General features: G+C 67.9%; 13 protein-coding genes. 1 reads left to right on the forward strand and 12 read right to left on the reverse strand.

Going from position 1 to position 17,850, the window contains the following annotated elements; translation table 11 throughout:
* Positions 1 to 29: 29 nt before the first annotated feature.
* The gene (rpoH, locus tag AC1DSZ_RS13990; protein ID WP_476838964.1) at positions 30 to 929 is read left to right on the forward strand and encodes an RNA polymerase sigma factor RpoH; all 900 of its coding nucleotides are present in this window, start codon (positions 30 to 32) and stop codon (positions 927 to 929) included.
* Between the two features lie 14 nt (positions 930 to 943).
* Here rpoH and AC1DSZ_RS13995 read toward each other — a convergent pair whose 3' ends face one another.
* The 12 genes from AC1DSZ_RS13995 to ybgF all read right to left on the reverse strand — a co-directional run bounded on the left by AC1DSZ_RS13995 (position 944) and on the right by ybgF (position 17,724).
* A complete protein-coding gene (locus AC1DSZ_RS13995; protein WP_476838965.1) occupies positions 944 to 2,134 on the reverse strand; it encodes a histidine kinase in 1,191 nt (396 codons plus the stop codon).
* A 31-nt stretch (positions 2,135 to 2,165) separates the two neighbouring features.
* Positions 2,166 to 3,461, reverse strand: a complete 1,296-nt coding sequence (locus tag AC1DSZ_RS14000) for an adenylosuccinate synthase (protein ID WP_476838966.1) — start codon at positions 3,459 to 3,461, stop codon at positions 2,166 to 2,168.
* Between the two features lie 255 nt (positions 3,462 to 3,716).
* Positions 3,717 to 5,393: a mucoidy inhibitor MuiA family protein gene (locus tag AC1DSZ_RS14005; RefSeq protein WP_476838967.1), complete on the reverse strand. Its 1,677-nt coding sequence runs from the start codon at positions 5,391 to 5,393 to the stop codon at positions 3,717 to 3,719.
* 111 nt (positions 5,394 to 5,504) lie between these two features.
* Complete coding sequence (locus tag AC1DSZ_RS14010) at positions 5,505 to 6,362, reverse strand: type 1 glutamine amidotransferase (protein WP_476838968.1); 858 nt, start codon at positions 6,360 to 6,362, stop codon at positions 5,505 to 5,507.
* 85 nt (positions 6,363 to 6,447) lie between these two features.
* The gene (gene serA / locus AC1DSZ_RS14015) at positions 6,448 to 8,028 is read right to left on the reverse strand and encodes a phosphoglycerate dehydrogenase (RefSeq protein ID WP_476838969.1); all 1,581 of its coding nucleotides are present in this window, start codon (positions 8,026 to 8,028) and stop codon (positions 6,448 to 6,450) included.
* Between the two features lie 191 nt (positions 8,029 to 8,219).
* Entirely contained in the window at positions 8,220 to 9,392 is a 1,173-nt protein-coding gene (locus AC1DSZ_RS14020) for a phosphoserine transaminase (RefSeq protein ID WP_476838970.1), read from the reverse strand.
* A gap of 206 nt (positions 9,393 to 9,598) precedes the next feature.
* Positions 9,599 to 10,411 carry an outer membrane protein gene (locus AC1DSZ_RS14025; RefSeq protein ID WP_476838971.1) on the reverse strand — a complete coding sequence of 271 codons (813 nt, stop codon included), beginning with the start codon at positions 10,409 to 10,411 and terminating at the stop codon, positions 9,599 to 9,601.
* Positions 10,412 to 10,579: 168 nt separating this feature from the next.
* Positions 10,580 to 11,923: a phosphoglucosamine mutase gene (gene glmM / locus AC1DSZ_RS14030; RefSeq protein ID WP_476838972.1), complete on the reverse strand. Its 1,344-nt coding sequence runs from the start codon at positions 11,921 to 11,923 to the stop codon at positions 10,580 to 10,582.
* 155 nt (positions 11,924 to 12,078) lie between these two features.
* Positions 12,079 to 13,437 (reverse strand): nucleobase:cation symporter-2 family protein, encoded by a 1,359-nt coding sequence (locus AC1DSZ_RS14035; protein WP_476838973.1) that lies wholly within the window; start codon positions 13,435 to 13,437, stop codon positions 12,079 to 12,081.
* Between the two features lie 131 nt (positions 13,438 to 13,568).
* Positions 13,569 to 15,491, reverse strand: coding sequence for an ATP-dependent zinc metalloprotease FtsH (ftsH, locus tag AC1DSZ_RS14040; protein ID WP_188519410.1), 1,923 nt, complete (start codon positions 15,489 to 15,491; stop codon positions 13,569 to 13,571).
* 173 nt (positions 15,492 to 15,664) lie between these two features.
* A complete protein-coding gene (tilS, locus tag AC1DSZ_RS14045; protein WP_476838974.1) occupies positions 15,665 to 16,687 on the reverse strand; it encodes a tRNA lysidine(34) synthetase TilS in 1,023 nt (340 codons plus the stop codon).
* Positions 16,684 to 17,724, reverse strand: coding sequence for a tol-pal system protein YbgF (gene ybgF / locus AC1DSZ_RS14050; RefSeq protein WP_476838975.1), 1,041 nt, complete (start codon positions 17,722 to 17,724; stop codon positions 16,684 to 16,686). The genes tilS and ybgF overlap by 4 nt, the downstream gene beginning before the upstream one ends.
* Between the last annotated feature and the right edge of the window lie 126 nt (positions 17,725 to 17,850).

A 17,850-nucleotide genomic window follows, 5' to 3' on the forward strand; every position in this document is an offset into this window, starting at 1 on the left:
GCCTGCTTGCGAGGGGCCTAGGAGGATCCATGGCGTCCCTGCCGATCATCGCCGCCGAAGGCGGCCTGTCGCGGTATCTCGACGAGATCCGCAAGTTTCCGATGCTGCAGCCGCAGGAGGAGTACATGCTCGCCAAGAGTTGGCGCGAGCATGAGGACTCCGAGGCCGCGCACCGCCTCGTCACGTCGCATCTGCGTCTCGTGGCCAAGATCGCCATGGGGTATCGCGGCTACGGCCTGCCGATCGGCGAAGTGATTTCGGAAGGCAATGTCGGCCTCATGCAGGCCGTGAAGCGGTTCGAGCCCGAGAAGGGCTTCCGCCTCGCCACCTACGCGATGTGGTGGATCAAGGCCTCGATCCAGGAATACATCCTGCGCTCGTGGTCGCTCGTGAAGATGGGCACCACCGCCAACCAGAAGAAGCTGTTCTTCAACCTGCGCAAGGCGAAGAGCTCGATCTCGGCGCTGGACGAGGGCGACCTGCGTCCCGACCAGGTCAAGCAGATCGCCACCAAGCTCGGCGTGCACGAGCAGGAAGTGATCGAGATGAACCGCCGCCTCGGCGGCGACAGCTCGCTTAACTCTCCCATCCGCTCGGACGGCGAAGGCGAAGGCGAGTGGCAGGACTGGCTCGCCGACGACAGCGCCAGCCAGGAATCGCTGCTGGTCGAGCAGGAGGAAGCGAACAACCGCCACGTCGCCCTGCGCGACGCCTTGGGCGTGTTGAACGAGCGCGAGCGCCGCATTTTCGAGGCGCGCCGCCTGGCCGACGACCCGATCACCCTCGAAGAGCTCTCCGAGGAGTTCGGCGTCTCGCGCGAGCGCGTGCGTCAGATCGAGGTGCGGGCTTTCGAGAAGGTGCAGAAGGCCGTTCGCGAGGCGGTGGCCAAGCAGGAAGCGGGCCAACTAGCCCTCCCCGCCCACGCCTAAGCGAAAGGCGGTTTTCACCCGCCCTGCTGCCATCCGCTGATGGCGTCTCCGATGGTGCGATCGCCCGTCGGACCCTTCTCGAACAGCAGCAGCGCGCGTCGGCCATTGGCGAAGCGCAGCGGCGTCATGAACCAGTTGCGGGTGCGCAGCAGTTCGAGATTGCGGGTGATGTCCACCGGCAGGTTGGACAACCCGATCAGGAACACGTTCTCGGTCACCGGCACCGAGATGCCGGCGAGCGGCGTGCCGCGGGCCGTTTCCTCGTTCCGCATTTCCGGAACGCCCAGGTCCCGAACCGCGCCATTGGCCGCCTTGGGACCGGCCGTGAAGCGGATCTCGACCGTATGCGAGGCGGGCAGCGCCCCGTCGCGGTTGCGCCGCAGGAGGACGTCGGCCTTGAGCCCGGCGTCCGCGACCTCGACTTCGGCCCGCACGGCGACGTCCAGCGGCTCGCCCGCGCCCGCCGGCACGTTGTCCAGCCGCCACAACACCCGGCCCACCGTCTGGCGGATCTCGGTCGTGCCCTCGGCGGCTTCCTCCACCAGCAGGGCGCGTTGCAGAACCCCGATGGCGGCCGAAGCGCCGGCCGGAGCCTGCTGCGGCTGCGCGGCGGTGCGCGGCTGCGTCGTCTCCGCGGGTTGCGCCGGCGCGTCGCCCGACAAGCGTTCCTGGAACTTGCGATCCTGCTCGGCCGGCTGCGTAGCCGCCGTCTGGCGGCCCGGCGTGAACTCCGAGGGCGATTGCTTCAGCTGGATGGCCGTGATCGCCGTAACGCCGACCACCACCGCAATCGCCAATCCGATCACGGCGGCCCTCAGCCACGGCCGGCGATCTCTGACGGACGGCCGTGGCGCGGCCGGCCGCAGGCGGTCAGGATTGACGGCCTCCTCGGGCTGGTCAAATGCCGGTTGCGGCGCAGGCGCCTGGGGCGGCTCCTCATAGGGCTCGCGCGCCGGAAGCGGCTCCTCGAGCATGTCCGTTCCAGCCGGAACGCCGCCGCCATATTCGGTTTCGACCCGGCGAATCGCATCCTTGAGCGCGACCCGCTCACGCGCGATGTCGGCCTCGGCGACCGGCGGGTCCGAGTTCCGCAACTGGCCCAGCAGCGCGTTCGTGGCGCGCTCGTACAGCGCCCGACGCTGCTCGGGCGTGCTTTCGACCATGTTGGCGACAGCGCGCGAAATCAGCGGATAATAATCGGCCATGGCGCCTCAGTGGAGGAGAAGCCTGTGGGGGTCAAGCCTCGAAGGGGTTCTGCACCAGGATCGTATCGTCACGCTCCGGGCTCGTGGACACAAGGGCCACGGGCGCTCCGATCAACTCTTCGATCCTGCGCACGTATTTGATGGCCTGCGCAGGAAGATCCGCCCAGGAGCGCGCGCCCGCCGTCGAGCCTTCCCAACCGTCGATGGTTTCATACACGGGCTGGATCCGCGCCTGCGCGCCCTGGCTGGCCGGCAGGTGGTCGTATTCCTTCCCGTCGAGCAGGTATTTCGTGCAGACCTGGATTTCCTTGAAGCCGTCCAGGATGTCGAGCTTGGTCAGCGCGATGCCGTCGATCCCGGAGGTGCGCACGGTCTGGCGCACCAGCACGGCGTCGAACCAGCCGCAGCGGCGCTTGCGGCCCGTCACGGTGCCGAACTCGCGCCCGCGCTCGCCGATCAAATTGCCGATGTCATTGTCCTGCTCGGTCGGGAAAGGTCCCTCGCCCACGCGGGTCGTGTAGGCCTTGGCGATGCCCAGCACGTAGCCGACCGAGCGCGGCCCCATGCCGGAGCCGGTCGCCGCCTGGCCCGCGATGGTGTTTGAAGACGTCACGAACGGGTAGGTGCCGAAATCGATGTCGAGCAGTGCGCCCTGCGCGCCTTCGAACAGGATGCGCTTGCCGGCGCGGCGCTGCTCGTCCAGCAGCTGCCATGTCGTGTCCATGTAGGGCAGGACCTTGGGGGCGATGGACGACAATTCCTCGAAGATCGCCTGGGCGTCGAACTCCGAAAGGCCAAGTCCCCGGCGCAGCGCATTGTGATGCGCCAGGAGGCGATCGATCTTGGCCGGCAGCGTGTCGAGCTCGGCGAGATCCATCAGCCGGATGGCGCGCCGACCGACCTTGTCCTCATAGGCCGGCCCAATGCCGCGCTTGGTGGTGCCGATCTTCGTGCCGGCCGTGTTGGACGACTCGCGCAGCGCGTCGAGCTCGCGGTGGACCGAGAGAATCAGCGGCACGTTCTCGGCCACGCGCAGGTTGTCGCGAGAGATGGCGACGCCCTGCCCCTGCAGCTTCTCGACTTCAGCCGCCAGCGCATGCGGGTCGAGCACGACGCCATTGCCGATGATCGCGAGCTTGTTCGGCCGCACGACGCCGGAGGGCAGAAGCGAGAGCTTGTAGACATTCTCGCCGATCACCAGCGTGTGGCCGGCGTTGTGACCGCCCTGGAAGCGCACGACCGTGTCGGCTTGCTCCGAGAGCCAGTCGACGATCTTGCCCTTACCCTCGTCGCCCCACTGGGCGCCCACGACGACGACGTTGGCCATCGATCTCTCCATCCGCGGCGGGGGCGGCGCGCGGCGTCGTCCCGGTCCAAACACAGAAGTTCAAAAACAAAAACCCCGGCCGTTCCGCAAGTCGGATCAGCCGGGGCTTGCGCGGGAGCATTACCCGCAAAGGGCCGGGGCGTAAAGCGCGACGGCGATCCTCCTTGGACCGCGAGCCTCCGGCTCGCACCGGCTGGCCTCGTGAAGAGCGAGCCGGAGGCTCGCGGTCCAGCGCGCGCGATCCAGGACTGGCGCCTAACGAAGCGGCGCTCCGTCGATCGCAATGTCCCGATCCGCCGGCCATTTCAGCCGGTAGCCGAGCTTGATCTCCTTCTGCTCGCCGGCCTGGTAATCCCAGGTCCACCCCATGACGCCCCGCTTGTCGGCGATGATCTTCTCGGTCGGCGGCGTGCCGGGCAAGGGCTCCACGGTGATGGAAGAGTTTTCCGAAACCGGGATCCTGTCGATCACGGCGATCCGCAGCGGCGTGTCGTGCAGGTTGCGAATCGTGGTCTTGAACTCACGCTGGTCCGTTTTCGTGGAACCGATCCAGGATGGCTCGTTCTCCTTGCGCTTCACCGGCGCCCGCGTGACCTTGATGCGATCGTCGGCGCCGAAGCCGAGGTCCAGCTTGTCGCCCGGGGCGACCAGCTTCAGGCGACCCTTGCCGACATAGAAACCGTCGCGGTGCAGCGCGACATCGCCGGGCAGGATCGGGGCTTCGTCCTCGTTGGCGAACGACGCCTCCAAATAGGCGGTCTCGTCCAGCGCCGGGACCACCTTGGCGAGCAAGCCGGGCTCGACCTTGCGGCTGCCGAGCAGGAAACTCTTGGCGGCTCCGTCACGCGGAACGGTCACACGCCCGGCGACCCGGAAGGATGCCTGGAAATCCCCTGCGTCGAGTTGGGCGACCTGTTCGACGGCTTCCACCGGCGCCGGGGCCGCGTCCCGGCGCGGCGCCGCGAGGCTGGGCGCCGCAGGCGGCGCCGCGCGCTCCATCATGAGCTTGTTCTGCTGGGAGCGCGCTGCGTCCAGCGCGACCACCTGCGGATCGAACACGTTGACGGTGAGCGGCGGCACGTCCGGTGCCTGCGTGCCCCGTGCGGCCCGGATGGTGGACACCGAAAGCGCCACGTCCGACCAGTCCTCGCCGGTGCGCTGAGTCACCTGGGCGCGGCGCACCAATTCCAGCGACGGCTTGCGGTCCTTGCCGCCGGTCTCGAGCCGGGCGTCATAGACGGGCCGCCAGTTCGCAGCCGCGACCCGGTACGTCACCGTCAGTGCCCCGTTGACCGCGCCGGTCGTCTCGATGGCGATCAGCAGGTCACGCCGGGGTGAGGAGGGCGGCGCGATCCGCGGACGCGACTGTTCCAGGGCGGCGATTTGCTCGTCGAGGTCCCGCGCCTTGGTCCGGAGGCCCCGCAGCGCCTCGTTGACGCGCGCCGCGCCGTCGCCGACCGCATCCCAGGCGGCCGACCAGCGGTCGATCTCCAGCGGTTTGGCCTCGGAGCCAAGCTTCTCCGGGCTCGCCTGCGCGAACGTCTCGATGGCTTTCTTTTTGAGCTCGGCCGCCTCGATCTGGCCGGCGACGCCGTCGCGATCAGCCTTCAGCGCGCTGATGCGCTTTTCGAGTTCGGGATCCAGCGCAGGCCTGGCGTCCGCCTGCGAAGGGCGCGTTTCGACCGAGCCGATCGCCATCGCGCCGTCGCCCTGCCCCTGCACGCGCACGCTGGCGGGATCGATGGAGCCGCTGAGCCCGCGCAGAACCAGCGTCGTGGCGCCGGCCGGCAACGCGACCGACACCGTCCGGGTCACGGCAGCGCCATCCGGGTAAACCGTAACCGCGTCCGCCTTGGACAGCGCCTCGAGGTCAGCGGCGAGCGCCGCGGTGGAGATCCCCGACAGAAGCAGGACGACGAGCGCACGGCGCATGGATGACCCTCTGGACGACGGTTGTTTCCGCCGGGCCACCACAGACGACAAACGTGCAATCTTTGCGGCGTGAGCGTGGCCTTGCGGCGGCTCGCCCGAATGTCGCCGGGCTTAGGCGCGGCCCCGCACCGAGCGCGTCGGCTTGACTCGCAGGTCGAGGAAATTGCGGATTTCCGTCAGCCGCTTCGCGGGATCCAGCACCTCGGCGTCGAGGCCGTGACGCCAGGCGAGGTCCGCCCGCTCCGGCTGCCGGTCGAGTTGCTCCAATTCGTCCACATAGCGCGCATGGTCCGCCTCGGACCGGAAGAACCCCTCCTTCAGCATGGACCCGCCACAGCGACGCAGAATGGCGGCGAGTTCGCCCAGGCTAAATTCAGGATGGTACTGGACGCCCCAGAACACGCCCCCATCGTGGCGGATCTCGGCCGCCTGCATGGGCGTCAGGGCATTTTGGGCCAGCACGGTGACGTCGCCCGGCGGCGTCGTGACGGCGTCGAGGTGCACGGCGGGCGCGTCCCAGGCCGCGGGGCGCCCGGCCAGCAGCGGATGCGAGCGCCCGGCCTCCGTGGCGACGATCCGGCGCGCGAAGCCGATCTCGCGCCCGCTCGGATTGGCCCGCACGTCTCCGCCCGCCGCCAGCGCGCCGATCTGGATGCCCCAGCACGAGCCGAACATCGGCGTGCCGGACGCGTAGGCCGCCCGGGCGAGCTCGATCTGCCGCGTCACCGCCGGCTCGACATTATAGGCGTTCAGCGCCGAGCCGGTGAGCACGACCGCGTCGTAGCTCTCCAGCCCCGCGCCGTCGGGCAGGTTGGCGCCCTCGTCCGCCGGGAACGCCACGTCGTACAAGGCCTCCGGCTCCAGCGATTGCAGGACGGCGCCATACGAGTCCGACGGCGTCATCCCATACATGTCGCGGTGCTGCAGCCGCCCCTCGCGGGTGTTGCCTTCAACGACGAGGAAACGCATGGCCGTATTCCGGTGCTGGGATGCACCCAGATAGCAGCCCTGGAGGACCATGCAAGTCCACCAGGGTCGCCGCGCGGCGGCTCGCTTAGAACCGCAGCGCCTTGGCCTGCTTCACGCCCGGCAGCGCCGGGATCTGGCCCAGCACGGCGGCCGGCACCTCGCCGTCCACCTCCACGAGCGCGATCGCCGATCCACCCTGCGCGTCTCGGCCAAGCGCGAAGGTGGCGATGTTGACGCCGGCGTTGCCCAAAAGGCTGGCGAAGCGGCCGATGAAGCCGGGCTTGTCCTCGTTGGTGACGTAGATCATCGAGGGCCCGAACTCGGCGTCCACCTTGATGCCCTTGATCGAGACGAAGCGCGGCTTCCCGTCGTGAAAGGCCGTGCCCGACACCGAGCGCTCCTGCTCGTCCGTGATCACCGTGACGGTGATGAGCGATTCGTAGTCGCCCTCGGCCGCCCGCGTGGTCTCCTCCACGACGATGCCGCGCTCCTTGGCGACGATGGGGGCTGACACCACGTTCACGTCCTGCAGCGCCGGCCGCAACAGCCCGGCAATTGCCGCCGCCGTGAGCGCCTTGATCTTCAGGCCCGCCACCGCGCCCTCATAGGTGATGCGCACTTCCTTGATGTCGGTGTCGGTGAGCTGCCCCGCGAAGGAGCCGAGCCGCTCGGCCAGCGCCACGAAGGGCTTCAGCTTCGGGGCCTCCTCGGCCGTGATGGACGGGAAGTTGATCGCGTTGGTGATCGCGCCCCGGATCAGGTAGTCCGACATCTGCTCCGCGACCTGCAGGGCGACGTTCTCCTGCGCCTCGTTGGTTGCCGCGCCCAGATGCGGCGTGCACACCACGTTGGGGTGGCCGAAAAGCGGGTTCTCCTTGGCGGGCTCGGCCGTGAACACGTCGAAGCCCGCGCCGGCCACGTGGCCGCTGTCGAGCGCGGCGCGCAGCGCGACCTCGTCCACCAGCCCGCCACGCGCGCAGTTGACGATGCGAACGCCCTTCTTGGTTTTCGCAAGATTCTCGGCCGACAGGATGTTCTTGGTCTGCGCCGTCATGGGCGTGTGCAGCGTGATGAAGTCCGCCCGCGCCAGGAGGTCGTCCAGCTCCACCTTCTCGACGCCCATGTCGAGCGCCCGCTCGGGCGACAGGAACGGGTCGAACGCGATTACGCGCATGCGCAGCCCCAGCGCCCGGTCGGCCACGATGGAGCCGATATTGCCGCAGCCGATCACACCCAGCGTCTTGCCGGTGATCTCGACGCCCATGAAGCGGTTCTTCTCCCACTTGCCGGCCTGCGTGGAGGCGTCGGCGGCCGGGATCTCGCGCGCCACCGCGAACATCAGCGCGATGGCGTGCTCGGCCGTGGTGATCGAGTTGCCGAAGGGCGTGTTCATCACGATCACGCCCTTGGCGGTCGCGGCCGGGATGTCGACATTGTCGACGCCGATGCCGGCACGGCCGACCACCTTGAGGCGCGTGGCGCTCTCCAGGAGCTTCGCCGTGACCTTGGTGGCCGAGCGGATCGCGAGCCCGTCATAGTCGCCGATGATGCGGGCGAGCTCGTCCTTGTCGAGGCCGGGCTTCACGTCCACGTCGACGCCGCGTTCCTTGAAGATGGCGACGGCGGCGGGCGACAGGCTGTCTGAAATGAGAACGCGGGGAGCCATGGTGTGTCTCCTTCATCCCTCACGCGGGAGGGGCGGCGCTGGGCGCCTTGAGCATGCGGGTCGCCCTTGTCCTTCGAGACGCCGCCTGCGGCGGCTCCTCAGGATGAGGGCTCAGATTGAGGCGAAAACACCCCTCATCCTGAGGAGCGGGCGTAAGCCCGCTTCTCGAAGGACGAGGGGCTTCAGGATGCTCACGCGGCCTTGGCGAGCCCGGCCTTGGCCTCCGCGAAGGCCCACGCGATCCAGTGCGTCAGCGCCTCGACGTCGGCGGTCTCCACCGTGGCGCCACACCAGATGCGCAGCCCAGGAGGGGCGTCGCGGTAGGCCCCGATGTCGAATCCCGCGCCGTTCTTCTCGATCGCGCCCGCCACCGCCTTGGCGAAGGCCGCCTGCGCATCGGCCGGCAGAGCCTGCACGGCGGGATCGGAAAACACGAGGCACACGCTGGTGTTGGAGCGGATGGCCGCATCCTTGGCCAGAAAGGCGATCCAGTCGTTCTTGGCCACGAAGCCGGCAAGCGCCTTCGTGTTGGCGTCCGCCCGCGCGATCAGGGCGTCAAGTCCGCCGATCCGCTTCGCCCACTGCAGCGCGTCGATATAGTCCTCCACGCACAGCATGGAGGGCGTGTTGATGGTCTCGCCCTCGAACAGGCCCTCGGTGACCTTGCCGCCCTTGGTCATGCGGAAGATCTTCGGCATCGGCCAGGCCGGCGTGTAGCTCTCCAGCCGCTCAACGGCCCGCGGCGACAGGATAAGCATGCCGTGCGCGGCCTCGCCGCCCAGCACCTTCTGCCAGGAGAAGGTCACCACATCGAGCTTGGGCCAATCGAGCCGCTGGGCGAAGGCCGCCGAGGTGGCGTCGCAGATCGTCAGCCCGGCGCGGTCGGCCGGGATCCAGTCGCCGTTCGGCACGCGCACGCCGGAGGTGGTGCCATTCCAGGTGAACACCACGTCGTTGTCGAAATTCACGGTCGCGAGGTCGACGATGTCGCCATAGCCGGCCTTCAGGACGCGCGCGTCCTTCAGCTTCAGCTGCTTGATCGCGTCCGTAACCCAGCCTTCGCCGAAGCTTTCCCAGGCCAGCATGTCGACGCCGCGGGCGCCGAGCAGCGACCACATCGCCATCTCGACCGCGCCGGTGTCCGAGGCCGGCACGATTGCGATTCGGTAGTCGGCCGGAACCTGGAGCACCTCGCGGGTGAGGTCGATGGCGAGCTTCAGCTTCGCCTTGCCGGGTTTGGCCCGGTGGGAGCGGCCCAGCGGCGCATCCGCGAGCGCTTCGAGCGACCAGCCGGGGCGCTTCGCGCAGGGGCCGGACGAGAATAGGGGATTGGCCGGCTTGCGGCCGGGCAGTGCGTTCGACATCGCTGTACTCCATCCTTGCAGATGGGCGCTCCTCGTTGGGGAGGAGTGTCCCGCTGACCGGGGTAGGCGAACGGGCGTACGGCGTCAAACGGAAAAGGCGGCCCGGTACATCCGCGGGCCGCCTCTCACAGGGGCGGCTCGTGTAGAGCCGCCGATCTCTTTGCTCGGAAACCAGCGGCTCGTGCGAGCCGCCGAACTCGGGACGCTCAGTACTTCCGGATCAGCGGAGGCGGCGCCATGGGAGGCAGGGCGGTGTCGGTGAACATGTAGCGCAGGCCCATGCGCACATCATGCGAGGCGAGCTTGAACTTGTGCTCCTGGGTCGAGGAGCCGCAATCGCAATTCACCACCGCCGAGTAGTCGCCGAGGTTGAGATAGCGATAGCCGACGTCGAACTTCAGGTTGGGCGTCAGGTTCATCGCCGCGCCCGCCATCAAAGCCCAGGCGAAACCCCACTTGCTGGTGGCGGCCGACGATCCATGCCCGACAACCGAAGGGTTGTAATCCTGAACGGAGCCGAACTCGTTATAGGCGGTGCCGAGACCAACGCCCAGGTACGGGGTCACATTGTACCAGGTGCCGAGGTCGAAATAGCCGTTGGCCAGGAACACGCTCTGCTGGAGCTTGCCGGTGTAGAGATCGAGGCACCGGCCGGCGCCGCAGCCATAGCTGTCGGTCGCGCGATATTTCATGTTGGTCCGGTATTCACCGGTCACGTCGGCGCGGAACCAGCTGTTGAACTGGTAGCCGACTCCGAGGCCGAAGATCGCGGCCTGCCCGATCGAATGGTAGTCGTGCGTGAATTCGACCGCCGGAGTTGCGATCGACTCGAACTTCGACTCGCTCGCGAAGGCGACCCCGAGGTCGCCGCGCAGATACCAGCCCGAATACTCGGACGAGGGTTCGTAGCTCGGCGCCAACGGCGGCGGCGGAGGAAGCGGCATATCGGCCGCGTGAGCCAAGCCCATCGCCCCGATCGCCATGGCGCCCGCAAGAGCGAGGATTTTCACGCTGCCCATGACACAAGTTCCCTGCTTTGGCCGGACGGGCGCGAGACGCCGTCCAACCGCTATTCGACAGGGGCCAGATTGACAGGGGAGAGTTAAGGGCGACTTAACCCTAAGACTTAACCTTACGCGTGCGTTTACGGGCGTGCTTGGGGCCGCTCTCCGTCCCCACGGCGAGCCTCAAGCGGCCGCCGACGTGAGCGCGTCGACGACATCGTCCACCGCCCGCTCGACGATGACGCGATCGTCCCCCTCCGCCATCACGCGGATCACCGGCTCGGTGCCCGACGGGCGGATCACCAGCCGTCCATGGGTCCCAAGGCGCTCCCGCGACGCCGCGATCGCGTTGACGACCAACTGGTCCTTCAGCGGCTCGCCCTTGCGGAATCGGACGTTTTTCAGGATTTGCGGCAACGGCTCGAAACAGTGGCAGACTTCGCTCACCGGCTTGTTCTGCTGCTTGACGACCGCGAGCACCTGCAAGGCCGCGATCAGGCCGTCGCCCGTGGTGGCGTAGTCGGACAGGATGATATGGCCGGACTGCTCGCCGCCCAGATTGTAGCCATGCTCGCGCATGTGCTCGAGCACATACCGGTCGCCCACCGCCGTGCGGGCGAGCCCAAGCCCGAGATCGCCGAGATACCGCTCGAGACCGAGATTCGACATGATGGTGGCGACCACGCCGGGCTGCGTTAGCCGGTTGTCATCGCGCCAGCTCTTCGCCACCACGGCCATCAGCTGGTCGCCGTCAACCACCTGGCCCTTTTCGTCTACCAGCACGACGCGGTCGGCGTCGCCGTCCAGCGCAATCCCGATGTCGGCGCGCAGCTCGCGCACCTTGCGGCTCAGCGCATCCGGGGCGGTGGAGCCCACATCCTTGTTGATGTTGAAGCCATCCGGCTCGACGCCCATGGAGACGACTTCCGCGCCGAGCTCCCAGAGCGCCTCGGGCGCGACCTTGTAGGCGGCGCCGTTGGCGCAATCCACCACGATGCGCAGGCCCGAGAGGTCCATGTTGCGCGGCAGGGTGCGCTTGGCGAATTCGATATAGCGGGCGTGCACGCCCTCGATGCGCTTCGCCCGGCCGAGGTCGCGGGGCTCGGACAGCTTGGCGGCGAGATCGGCGTCGATCAGCGCCTCGATCTCGCGCTCGGTGTCGTCATTGAGCTTGAAACCGTCAGGGCCGAACAGCTTGATGCCGTTGTCCTGGAAGGGATTGTGGGAAGCCGAGATCATCACGCCGAGATCGGCGCGCAGCGACCGCGTCAGCATGGCGACGGCCGGCGTCGGCATCGGGCCGAGCAGCATCACGTCCATGCCCACGGAGGTGAACCCCGCCACCATGGCGTATTCGATCATGTAGCCCGACAGGCGCGTGTCCTTGCCGATCACCACCCGGTGAGCGTGGTCGCCGCGCTGGAAAGCCAATCCGGCCGCCTGCCCCACGCGCAAGGCCAGGTCGGGCGTGATCACCCGGTTGGACAGACCGCGGATGCCATCGGTCCCGAAGTATTTCCTGCTCATGATCCGTCCTCGGCAGCGACCGACTCAATTCTCGGTCACACCGTCTTATGCAGCGACCAAGCTCGAAGTGTGACTCACAAATCTTTTCAAACCGCAACAGGCCGACGAAGCTTCGCTCCGCCGCCCTGCCGAAAAGCATCGCGCACGGTGTTTGCTTAGTGCTGGTCGGCAGCGAGCGCAGCTTGCGTCAGGGCTCCGGCCGCCTTTTCGGACGTTCCGAGGCCATTGAACAAGGCGTTCAGCAACACGGCCGCGATGGACGCCAGCAGGATGCCGGAGTCGAGCAAGGGGTGCAGCACTTCGGGCATCTTCTTCAGCAGGGTCGGGGCGACCAGCGGGATCATGCCGAAGCCGATCGAGATCGCGACCACGAAGAGGTTGTTCCGGCTCGTCTTGAAGTCGACGGCCGCCAGGATCCGGATCCTGGTGGCCGCCACCATGCCGAACATCACGATCCCTGCCCCGCCCAGCACATAGGTCGGCACCGCCTCGACGAGCGCGCCGAGTTTCGGGATCAGCCCGAGCACCACCAGGATCAGCCCGCCCGCCACCGCCACGTAGCGCGAGCGCACGCCCGTGACGCCGACCAAACCGACATTCTGCGAGAACGACGTGTACGGGAAGGTGTTGAACACCCCGCCCAGGATGGTGCCGACGCCATCGGCGCGCAGCCCCTTGGTGAGATCGTCGCCCGTGATTTTCGTTCCGGTCATTTCGCCGAGCGCCAGGAACATGCCGGTTGATTCGATCATGACCACGATCATCACCAGCGACATCGTCAGGCACGCGACGGGGTCAAAGGTCGGCAAACCGAACTGGAAGGGAAGGACGAGGCCAAACCAGGACGCCGAAGCGACCTTCGCAAAGCTCATCTCGCCCAGCAGGGTCGCCAACACGCAGCCCGCTACGATACCGAGCAGCACCGCCACGTTGCCGACGAAGCCGCGGCCATACTTGGTGATGGCGAGGATCACCAGCAACACGAACGCCGCCATGCCGAGGTTGAACGGCGCCCCGAAGCTGGGGCTCGTCGGCAGCCCGCCGCCCGCCCAATTGATGCCGATGCGCATCAGCGAGATGCCGATCACCGTGATGATCGTACCGGTGACCACAGGCGGGAAAAGGGGCAGCAAACGGCTCATGAAGGGTGCGAGCAGCACGCCGACCACGCCGGCCACGATCACGGAGCCGTAGATCCCCAACAATCCGATGGCGGGATTGCCCGCCATGGCCGCCATGGGGCCGACGGCCGCGAAAGTGACGCCCATCATGACCGGGAGGCGGATGCCGAGGCCGGGCGCGCCGAAGGACTGGATCAGGGTGACGAGGCCGCAAACGAACAGGTCGGCGCTGATCAGGAAAGCCACCTGCTCGGGCGGCAGCTTCAACGCTCGCCCGATGATCAACGGCACCGCCACCGCGCCGGCATACATCACCAGCACGTGCTGCAGTCCGAGCGCGGCCAGGCGCGGGGCCGGCAGCATCTCGTCCACGGACCTTGTCGTCTCTTGCATGTCCCGCCCCCCGTAAACCGATCTGGCTTACCTGATGCAAAGACTAGGCCCGAAGCGCGAGCGGAGCCACACAAACGAAACGCCCGGCGCAAAGGCCGGGCGTTACAACTCACAGTTGTCGCAGTCGGCGATCAGGCCTGCGGCTGAGGCTCCAGCCCGCCATCCGGCTCCTGCCGGGGGCGGGTCTTGCCGGCCGTCGGCACCACCGGGGCGGACCGGTTCGGCGGCTCGTCGCCGGCGTCTCGGACCGGCGGCTTGCCGGCGATCAGGTTCTTGATCTCCTCGCCGGACAGCGTCTCGTATTCGAGAAGCCCCTTGGCGATGGCGACGAATTCGTCGTGCTTGTCCGTCAGGATCTTGCGGGCGTCGCGCGCCGCCTGCTCGATCAGGTTGCGGACTTCCTGGTCGATCTTCTGGGATGTCGCCTCGGACACGTTCTGATGGCGCGAGACCGACATGCCGAGGAAGACCTCGTCCTGGTTCTCGCCATACGCCACCGTGCCGAGCTCGTCCGAGAAGCCCCAGCGGGTCACCATCAGGCGGGCCAGCTTGGTCGCCTGCTCGATGTCGCTCTGGGCGCCGGAGGTGATGTTCTCCTTGCCGAAGGTGATTTCCTCGGCGAGGCGGCCGCCCATCATGATGGCCAGGCGCGAGGTCATCCACTTGTAGCGGTAGGAGTAGCGGTCGCCTTCCGGCAACTGCATCACCATGCCGAGCGCCCGGCCACGCGGGATGATGGTGGCCTTGTGCAGCGGATCCGCGGACGGGACGTTCAGGGCGACGACGGCGTGACCGGCCTCATGATAGGCGGTCAGCTCCTTCTCTTCCTGCGTCATCACGGTGGAGCGGCGTTCCGCGCCCATCATGATCTTGTCCTTGGCGTCCTCGAACTCCGCCATGGTGACGATGCGCTTGCCGCGACGGGCGGCCAGCAGCGCGGCTTCGTTGACGAGGTTCATCAGGTCGGCGCCCGAGAAGCCCGGCGTTCCGCGCGCAACCACCTTGAGGTCGACGTCCGGCGCGAGCGGCACCTTGCGGATGTGGACGCGCAGGATCTTCTCGCGGCCGATGACGTCCGGATTGGAGACCACGATCTGGCGATCGAAGCGGCCGGGACGCAGCAGCGCGGGATCGAGCACGTCGGGCCGGTTGGTGGCCGCGATGATGATGATGCCCTCGTTGGCCTCGAAGCCGTCCATCTCGACCAGGAGCTGGTTCAGCGTCTGCTCACGCTCGTCGTTGCCGCCGCCGAGACCGGCGCCGCGATGGCGGCCGACTGCGTCGATCTCGTCGATGAAGATGATGCAGGGCGCGTTCTTCTTCGCCTGCTCGAACATGTCGCGCACGCGGCTTGCGCCGACGCCCACGAACATTTCGACGAAGTCCGAGCCCGAGATGGTGAAGAACGGCACGTTGGCCTCACCCGCAACGGCGCGGGCCGTGAGCGTCTTGCCGGTGCCGGGGGGGCCGACCAGCAGCACGCCGCGCGGAATGCGTCCGCCGAGGCGCTGGAACTTCTGCGGGTCGCGCAGGAATTCCACAATCTCCTGAAGGTCTTCCTTGGCCTCGTCGATGCCGGCGACGTCCTCGAAGGTGACGCGGCCATGCGCTTCGGTGAGCAGCTTGGCCTTGGACTTTCCAAAGCCCATCGCCTTGCCGCTCGCCCCCTGCATCTGCCGGGACAGGAAGATCCAGGCCGCAATGAAGACGATCAGCGGCATCCAGTTCACCAGCAGGGCCAGGAACCAGGGCAGGTTCTCCTGCAGGGGCTTCGCCGAGAAGTTCACGCCCTTCTGCGAGAGCTTCTGCACCAGGCCGGGATCGTTCGGCGAGTAGGTCTGGAACTGTCGACCATCCGACAGCGTGCCGTGGATCTCCGGACCCTGGATGATCACGTTGGACACGCGGCCGGTGTCGACCTCGCTGAGGAACTGGCTGTAGCTCATGTCATAGGCTTGACCGCGCTGCCCAGGGTTCTGGAACAGGGTCACGAGCGCGAGCACGAGCAGGAAGATGATCACCCAGAGGGCGAAATTGCGGACGTTCGGGTTCATTACCGATCGATCGCCTTGGTCAGTCTCGTACCGCCAGGAGAGCGATCTCGAGAGGTTGCGTGTCGCTAATGTAGGATCGGGGCGCCCCCTTGCCAAGGGAAGCCCCGGAACTCATCCGCGTGGGAGCCCCGCTCTTAGCAAGCGCCCGGCCCCATGGCGAGCCGAACCGGCGTCTATGCTTGATGATTGGCCCCGCGGCGCCGCGGCATTTCCTGCGTCACCGTGACCATTCCGTTGCGGTCGAGCGTCACTACGCAGCCGCCCAGCGTCCGCCGCAGCCCGCGCCGCTCCGCCGCCGCCTCTGAGACAGCCGCCTCCAGCGCCTCGATCCGCTCCAGCCTCAGGGCCTCGCCATCGCGGCGCGCCTCCAAGACGGCGCGCGCCAGGAGCCTCAGCCGGATCTCTGCGGGCTCGTCGAACAGCGTGGGCTGAAATGCGAGCCCTTCCGGGGCTTGCGACGCAAGCCGGAGGTAAGCCGCCTCCGCGGCGGCGCTGAGCGCCTGCTCGGCCCGATCGGCGCGGGCCGCCAGCGTGGTCAGGCGCTCCCGCGTCAGCCCCTCGGGCTCCAGGAGAGCCCACAACCGCCGGATCCTGTTTCGGGCATAGAGCGGCTTTGCGTTGCTCGGATCCTCGCAATGAGGCTGGCCGGCCCGCGCGAGGGTTTCGGCCAGCCGTTCCTTCGGGATGTCGAGCAGCGGACGCAAGAGCGCCAGCCCATCCAGGGTCGTCGCCTCCCTGATGCCGGCGAGGCCCGCGGGACCGCTGCCCCGGACCAGGCGCATCAGCACTGTCTCGGCCTGGTCGTCAGCGTGGTGCGCGGTCGCCAGGGCATCGGCCCCGACCGCTCGGGCATGCTCGCGCAGCAGGCCGTAGCGGGCTTCCCTGGCGAGTTCCTGGCTGGCCCCGCCCGTCGGGCGATTGTCCCAAACGAGCGTCGCGTGCGAAAGGCCCGCCTCTCGCGCCCAGCCGGCCACTGCCGCGGCCTCTAATGCGGATTCGGGCCTGAGCCCGTGATCGACGGTGGCGACGAAAAGCCGAGGCCCGCTAGGCCTAGAAGATCGCCAGCGCGCGGCGAGCAACATCATGGCGACGGAGTCGATTCCGCCGGACACCGCGAGCAGGATAGCCTCGTGCGCCGCAAACGGCGCGAACAGGCGCTCCGCCTCCGCCGCCTCGATCGGCGCAGGCCCGCTCAATTGGCGCAGGAGCCCTTCCGGATCTCGCGGTCCGCCATCGCGCGCACGTCCGCGGACGCGTCCGGGTAGCGCCGCGTCACCTCGGCGAGCGTCGCGCAGGCCTGGTCGGGCTGGCCCATGCCGCGCAGCGCGAGGCCGAGCTTCAGCATGCTTTCGGGCGCGACCTTGGAGCCGTTATACTGCTTGTAGACCTTGAGATATTGTTCCACCGCGTCGGGATACTGGCCCCGGCGATAGTAGGTCTCGCCCAGCCAATAGGTCGCGTTGGCCGCCATGCGGTCGCGGGGGTGCGCCTGCAGGAACTGCTTGAAGGCGTTTTCGGCCTGCTCGTATTGCCGCTGCAGCACGAGCCCGTAGGCGAGGTCGTAGTCGTCCTTGGCGAGGCCCGATCCGGCTGTGGCGACCGTTCCGGTCTGCATCGGGGCTGCGACGCGCGGCGTGCCGGGCGGAGGCGAAGCCTGCGGCACCGCGGAAGGCGGAGCGCCGACGCCGCCCGGCGGCAAGGCGCCCTGCGGCAGCGCGGCCGAACGGCGGTTCATGCCGCCAAGGTCCATGGGCGCGCCGGGCTCATCATCGATGATGTCCGCAATGCCGCGGTCTGGCAGACCGGCGCGATCTTGGGCGCCGCCCGGAGCAGCGGCCGCAGCGCCAAGCCCGCCGTCGCCGCCGAGCGATCCGAGCGTGCGCGGCGCGCCGGGCGCAGCCGGCTGCGCCGAAGGGTCGAACGCGTCGCTGCGCTTCTGGGGCGGCGCCTTGGGCTGGGTCGCTGGCGGCGTCGCGCCGGAGGCGGCCGGACGGGAGCCGCCCTTGATGTCCTGGAAGCGGAACTCGACGTCTTCCTGGAACTTGCGCAGCTGGTCCTCCAGCCGCTTGTTCTGGAACTGGAGTTGCTCGATCTGCCCGGAGAGCTGGCGAACCTGCCCTTCCAGGCGACTGGTGCGCACCAGCAACTCGGACACATCCTGCGCCTGGGCGGAGGGGGCGATCAGCCCTGCGAGTAGGACGGCCGCAAGGGCCCACACGACGCGACGAATCATGGTGGAGGATCTTCCGGGCTCGGGCATCTGCAGCCCTCGTCTAGCATGGGAGCCGCCACGGCCAAAATATGTCGCCCATCTGGCGTGAGCGTGACAGTGGCCGCAAACGAAAACCGGCGCCACATG

The organism is Alsobacter sp. P4_H11 (assembly GCF_056400925.1).

Coding starts and splice junctions, on each gene's coding strand:
- AC1DSZ_RS14010 (WP_476838968.1), bottom strand. CDS start 6,362: ATGCGTTTCCTCGTCGTTGAAGGCAACACCCGCGAGGGGCGGCTGCAG.
- AC1DSZ_RS13995 (WP_476838965.1), bottom strand. CDS start 2,134: ATGGCCGATTATTATCCGCTGATTTCGCGCGCTGTCGCCAACATGGTC.
- serA (WP_476838969.1), bottom strand. CDS start 8,028: ATGGCTCCCCGCGTTCTCATTTCAGACAGCCTGTCGCCCGCCGCCGTC.
- ybgF (WP_476838975.1), bottom strand. CDS start 17,724: ATGATTCGTCGCGTCGTGTGGGCCCTTGCGGCCGTCCTACTCGCAGGG.
- ftsH (WP_188519410.1), bottom strand. CDS start 15,491: ATGAACCCGAACGTCCGCAATTTCGCCCTCTGGGTGATCATCTTCCTG.
- AC1DSZ_RS14025 (WP_476838971.1), bottom strand. CDS start 10,411: ATGGGCAGCGTGAAAATCCTCGCTCTTGCGGGCGCCATGGCGATCGGG.
- AC1DSZ_RS14035 (WP_476838973.1), bottom strand. CDS start 13,437: ATGCAAGAGACGACAAGGTCCGTGGACGAGATGCTGCCGGCCCCGCGC.
- AC1DSZ_RS14000 (WP_476838966.1), bottom strand. CDS start 3,461: ATGGCCAACGTCGTCGTCGTGGGCGCCCAGTGGGGCGACGAGGGTAAG.
- rpoH (WP_476838964.1), top strand. CDS start 30: ATGGCGTCCCTGCCGATCATCGCCGCCGAAGGCGGCCTGTCGCGGTAT.
- AC1DSZ_RS14005 (WP_476838967.1), bottom strand. CDS start 5,393: ATGCGCCGTGCGCTCGTCGTCCTGCTTCTGTCGGGGATCTCCACCGCG.
- AC1DSZ_RS14020 (WP_476838970.1), bottom strand. CDS start 9,392: ATGTCGAACGCACTGCCCGGCCGCAAGCCGGCCAATCCCCTATTCTCG.
- glmM (WP_476838972.1), bottom strand. CDS start 11,923: ATGAGCAGGAAATACTTCGGGACCGATGGCATCCGCGGTCTGTCCAAC.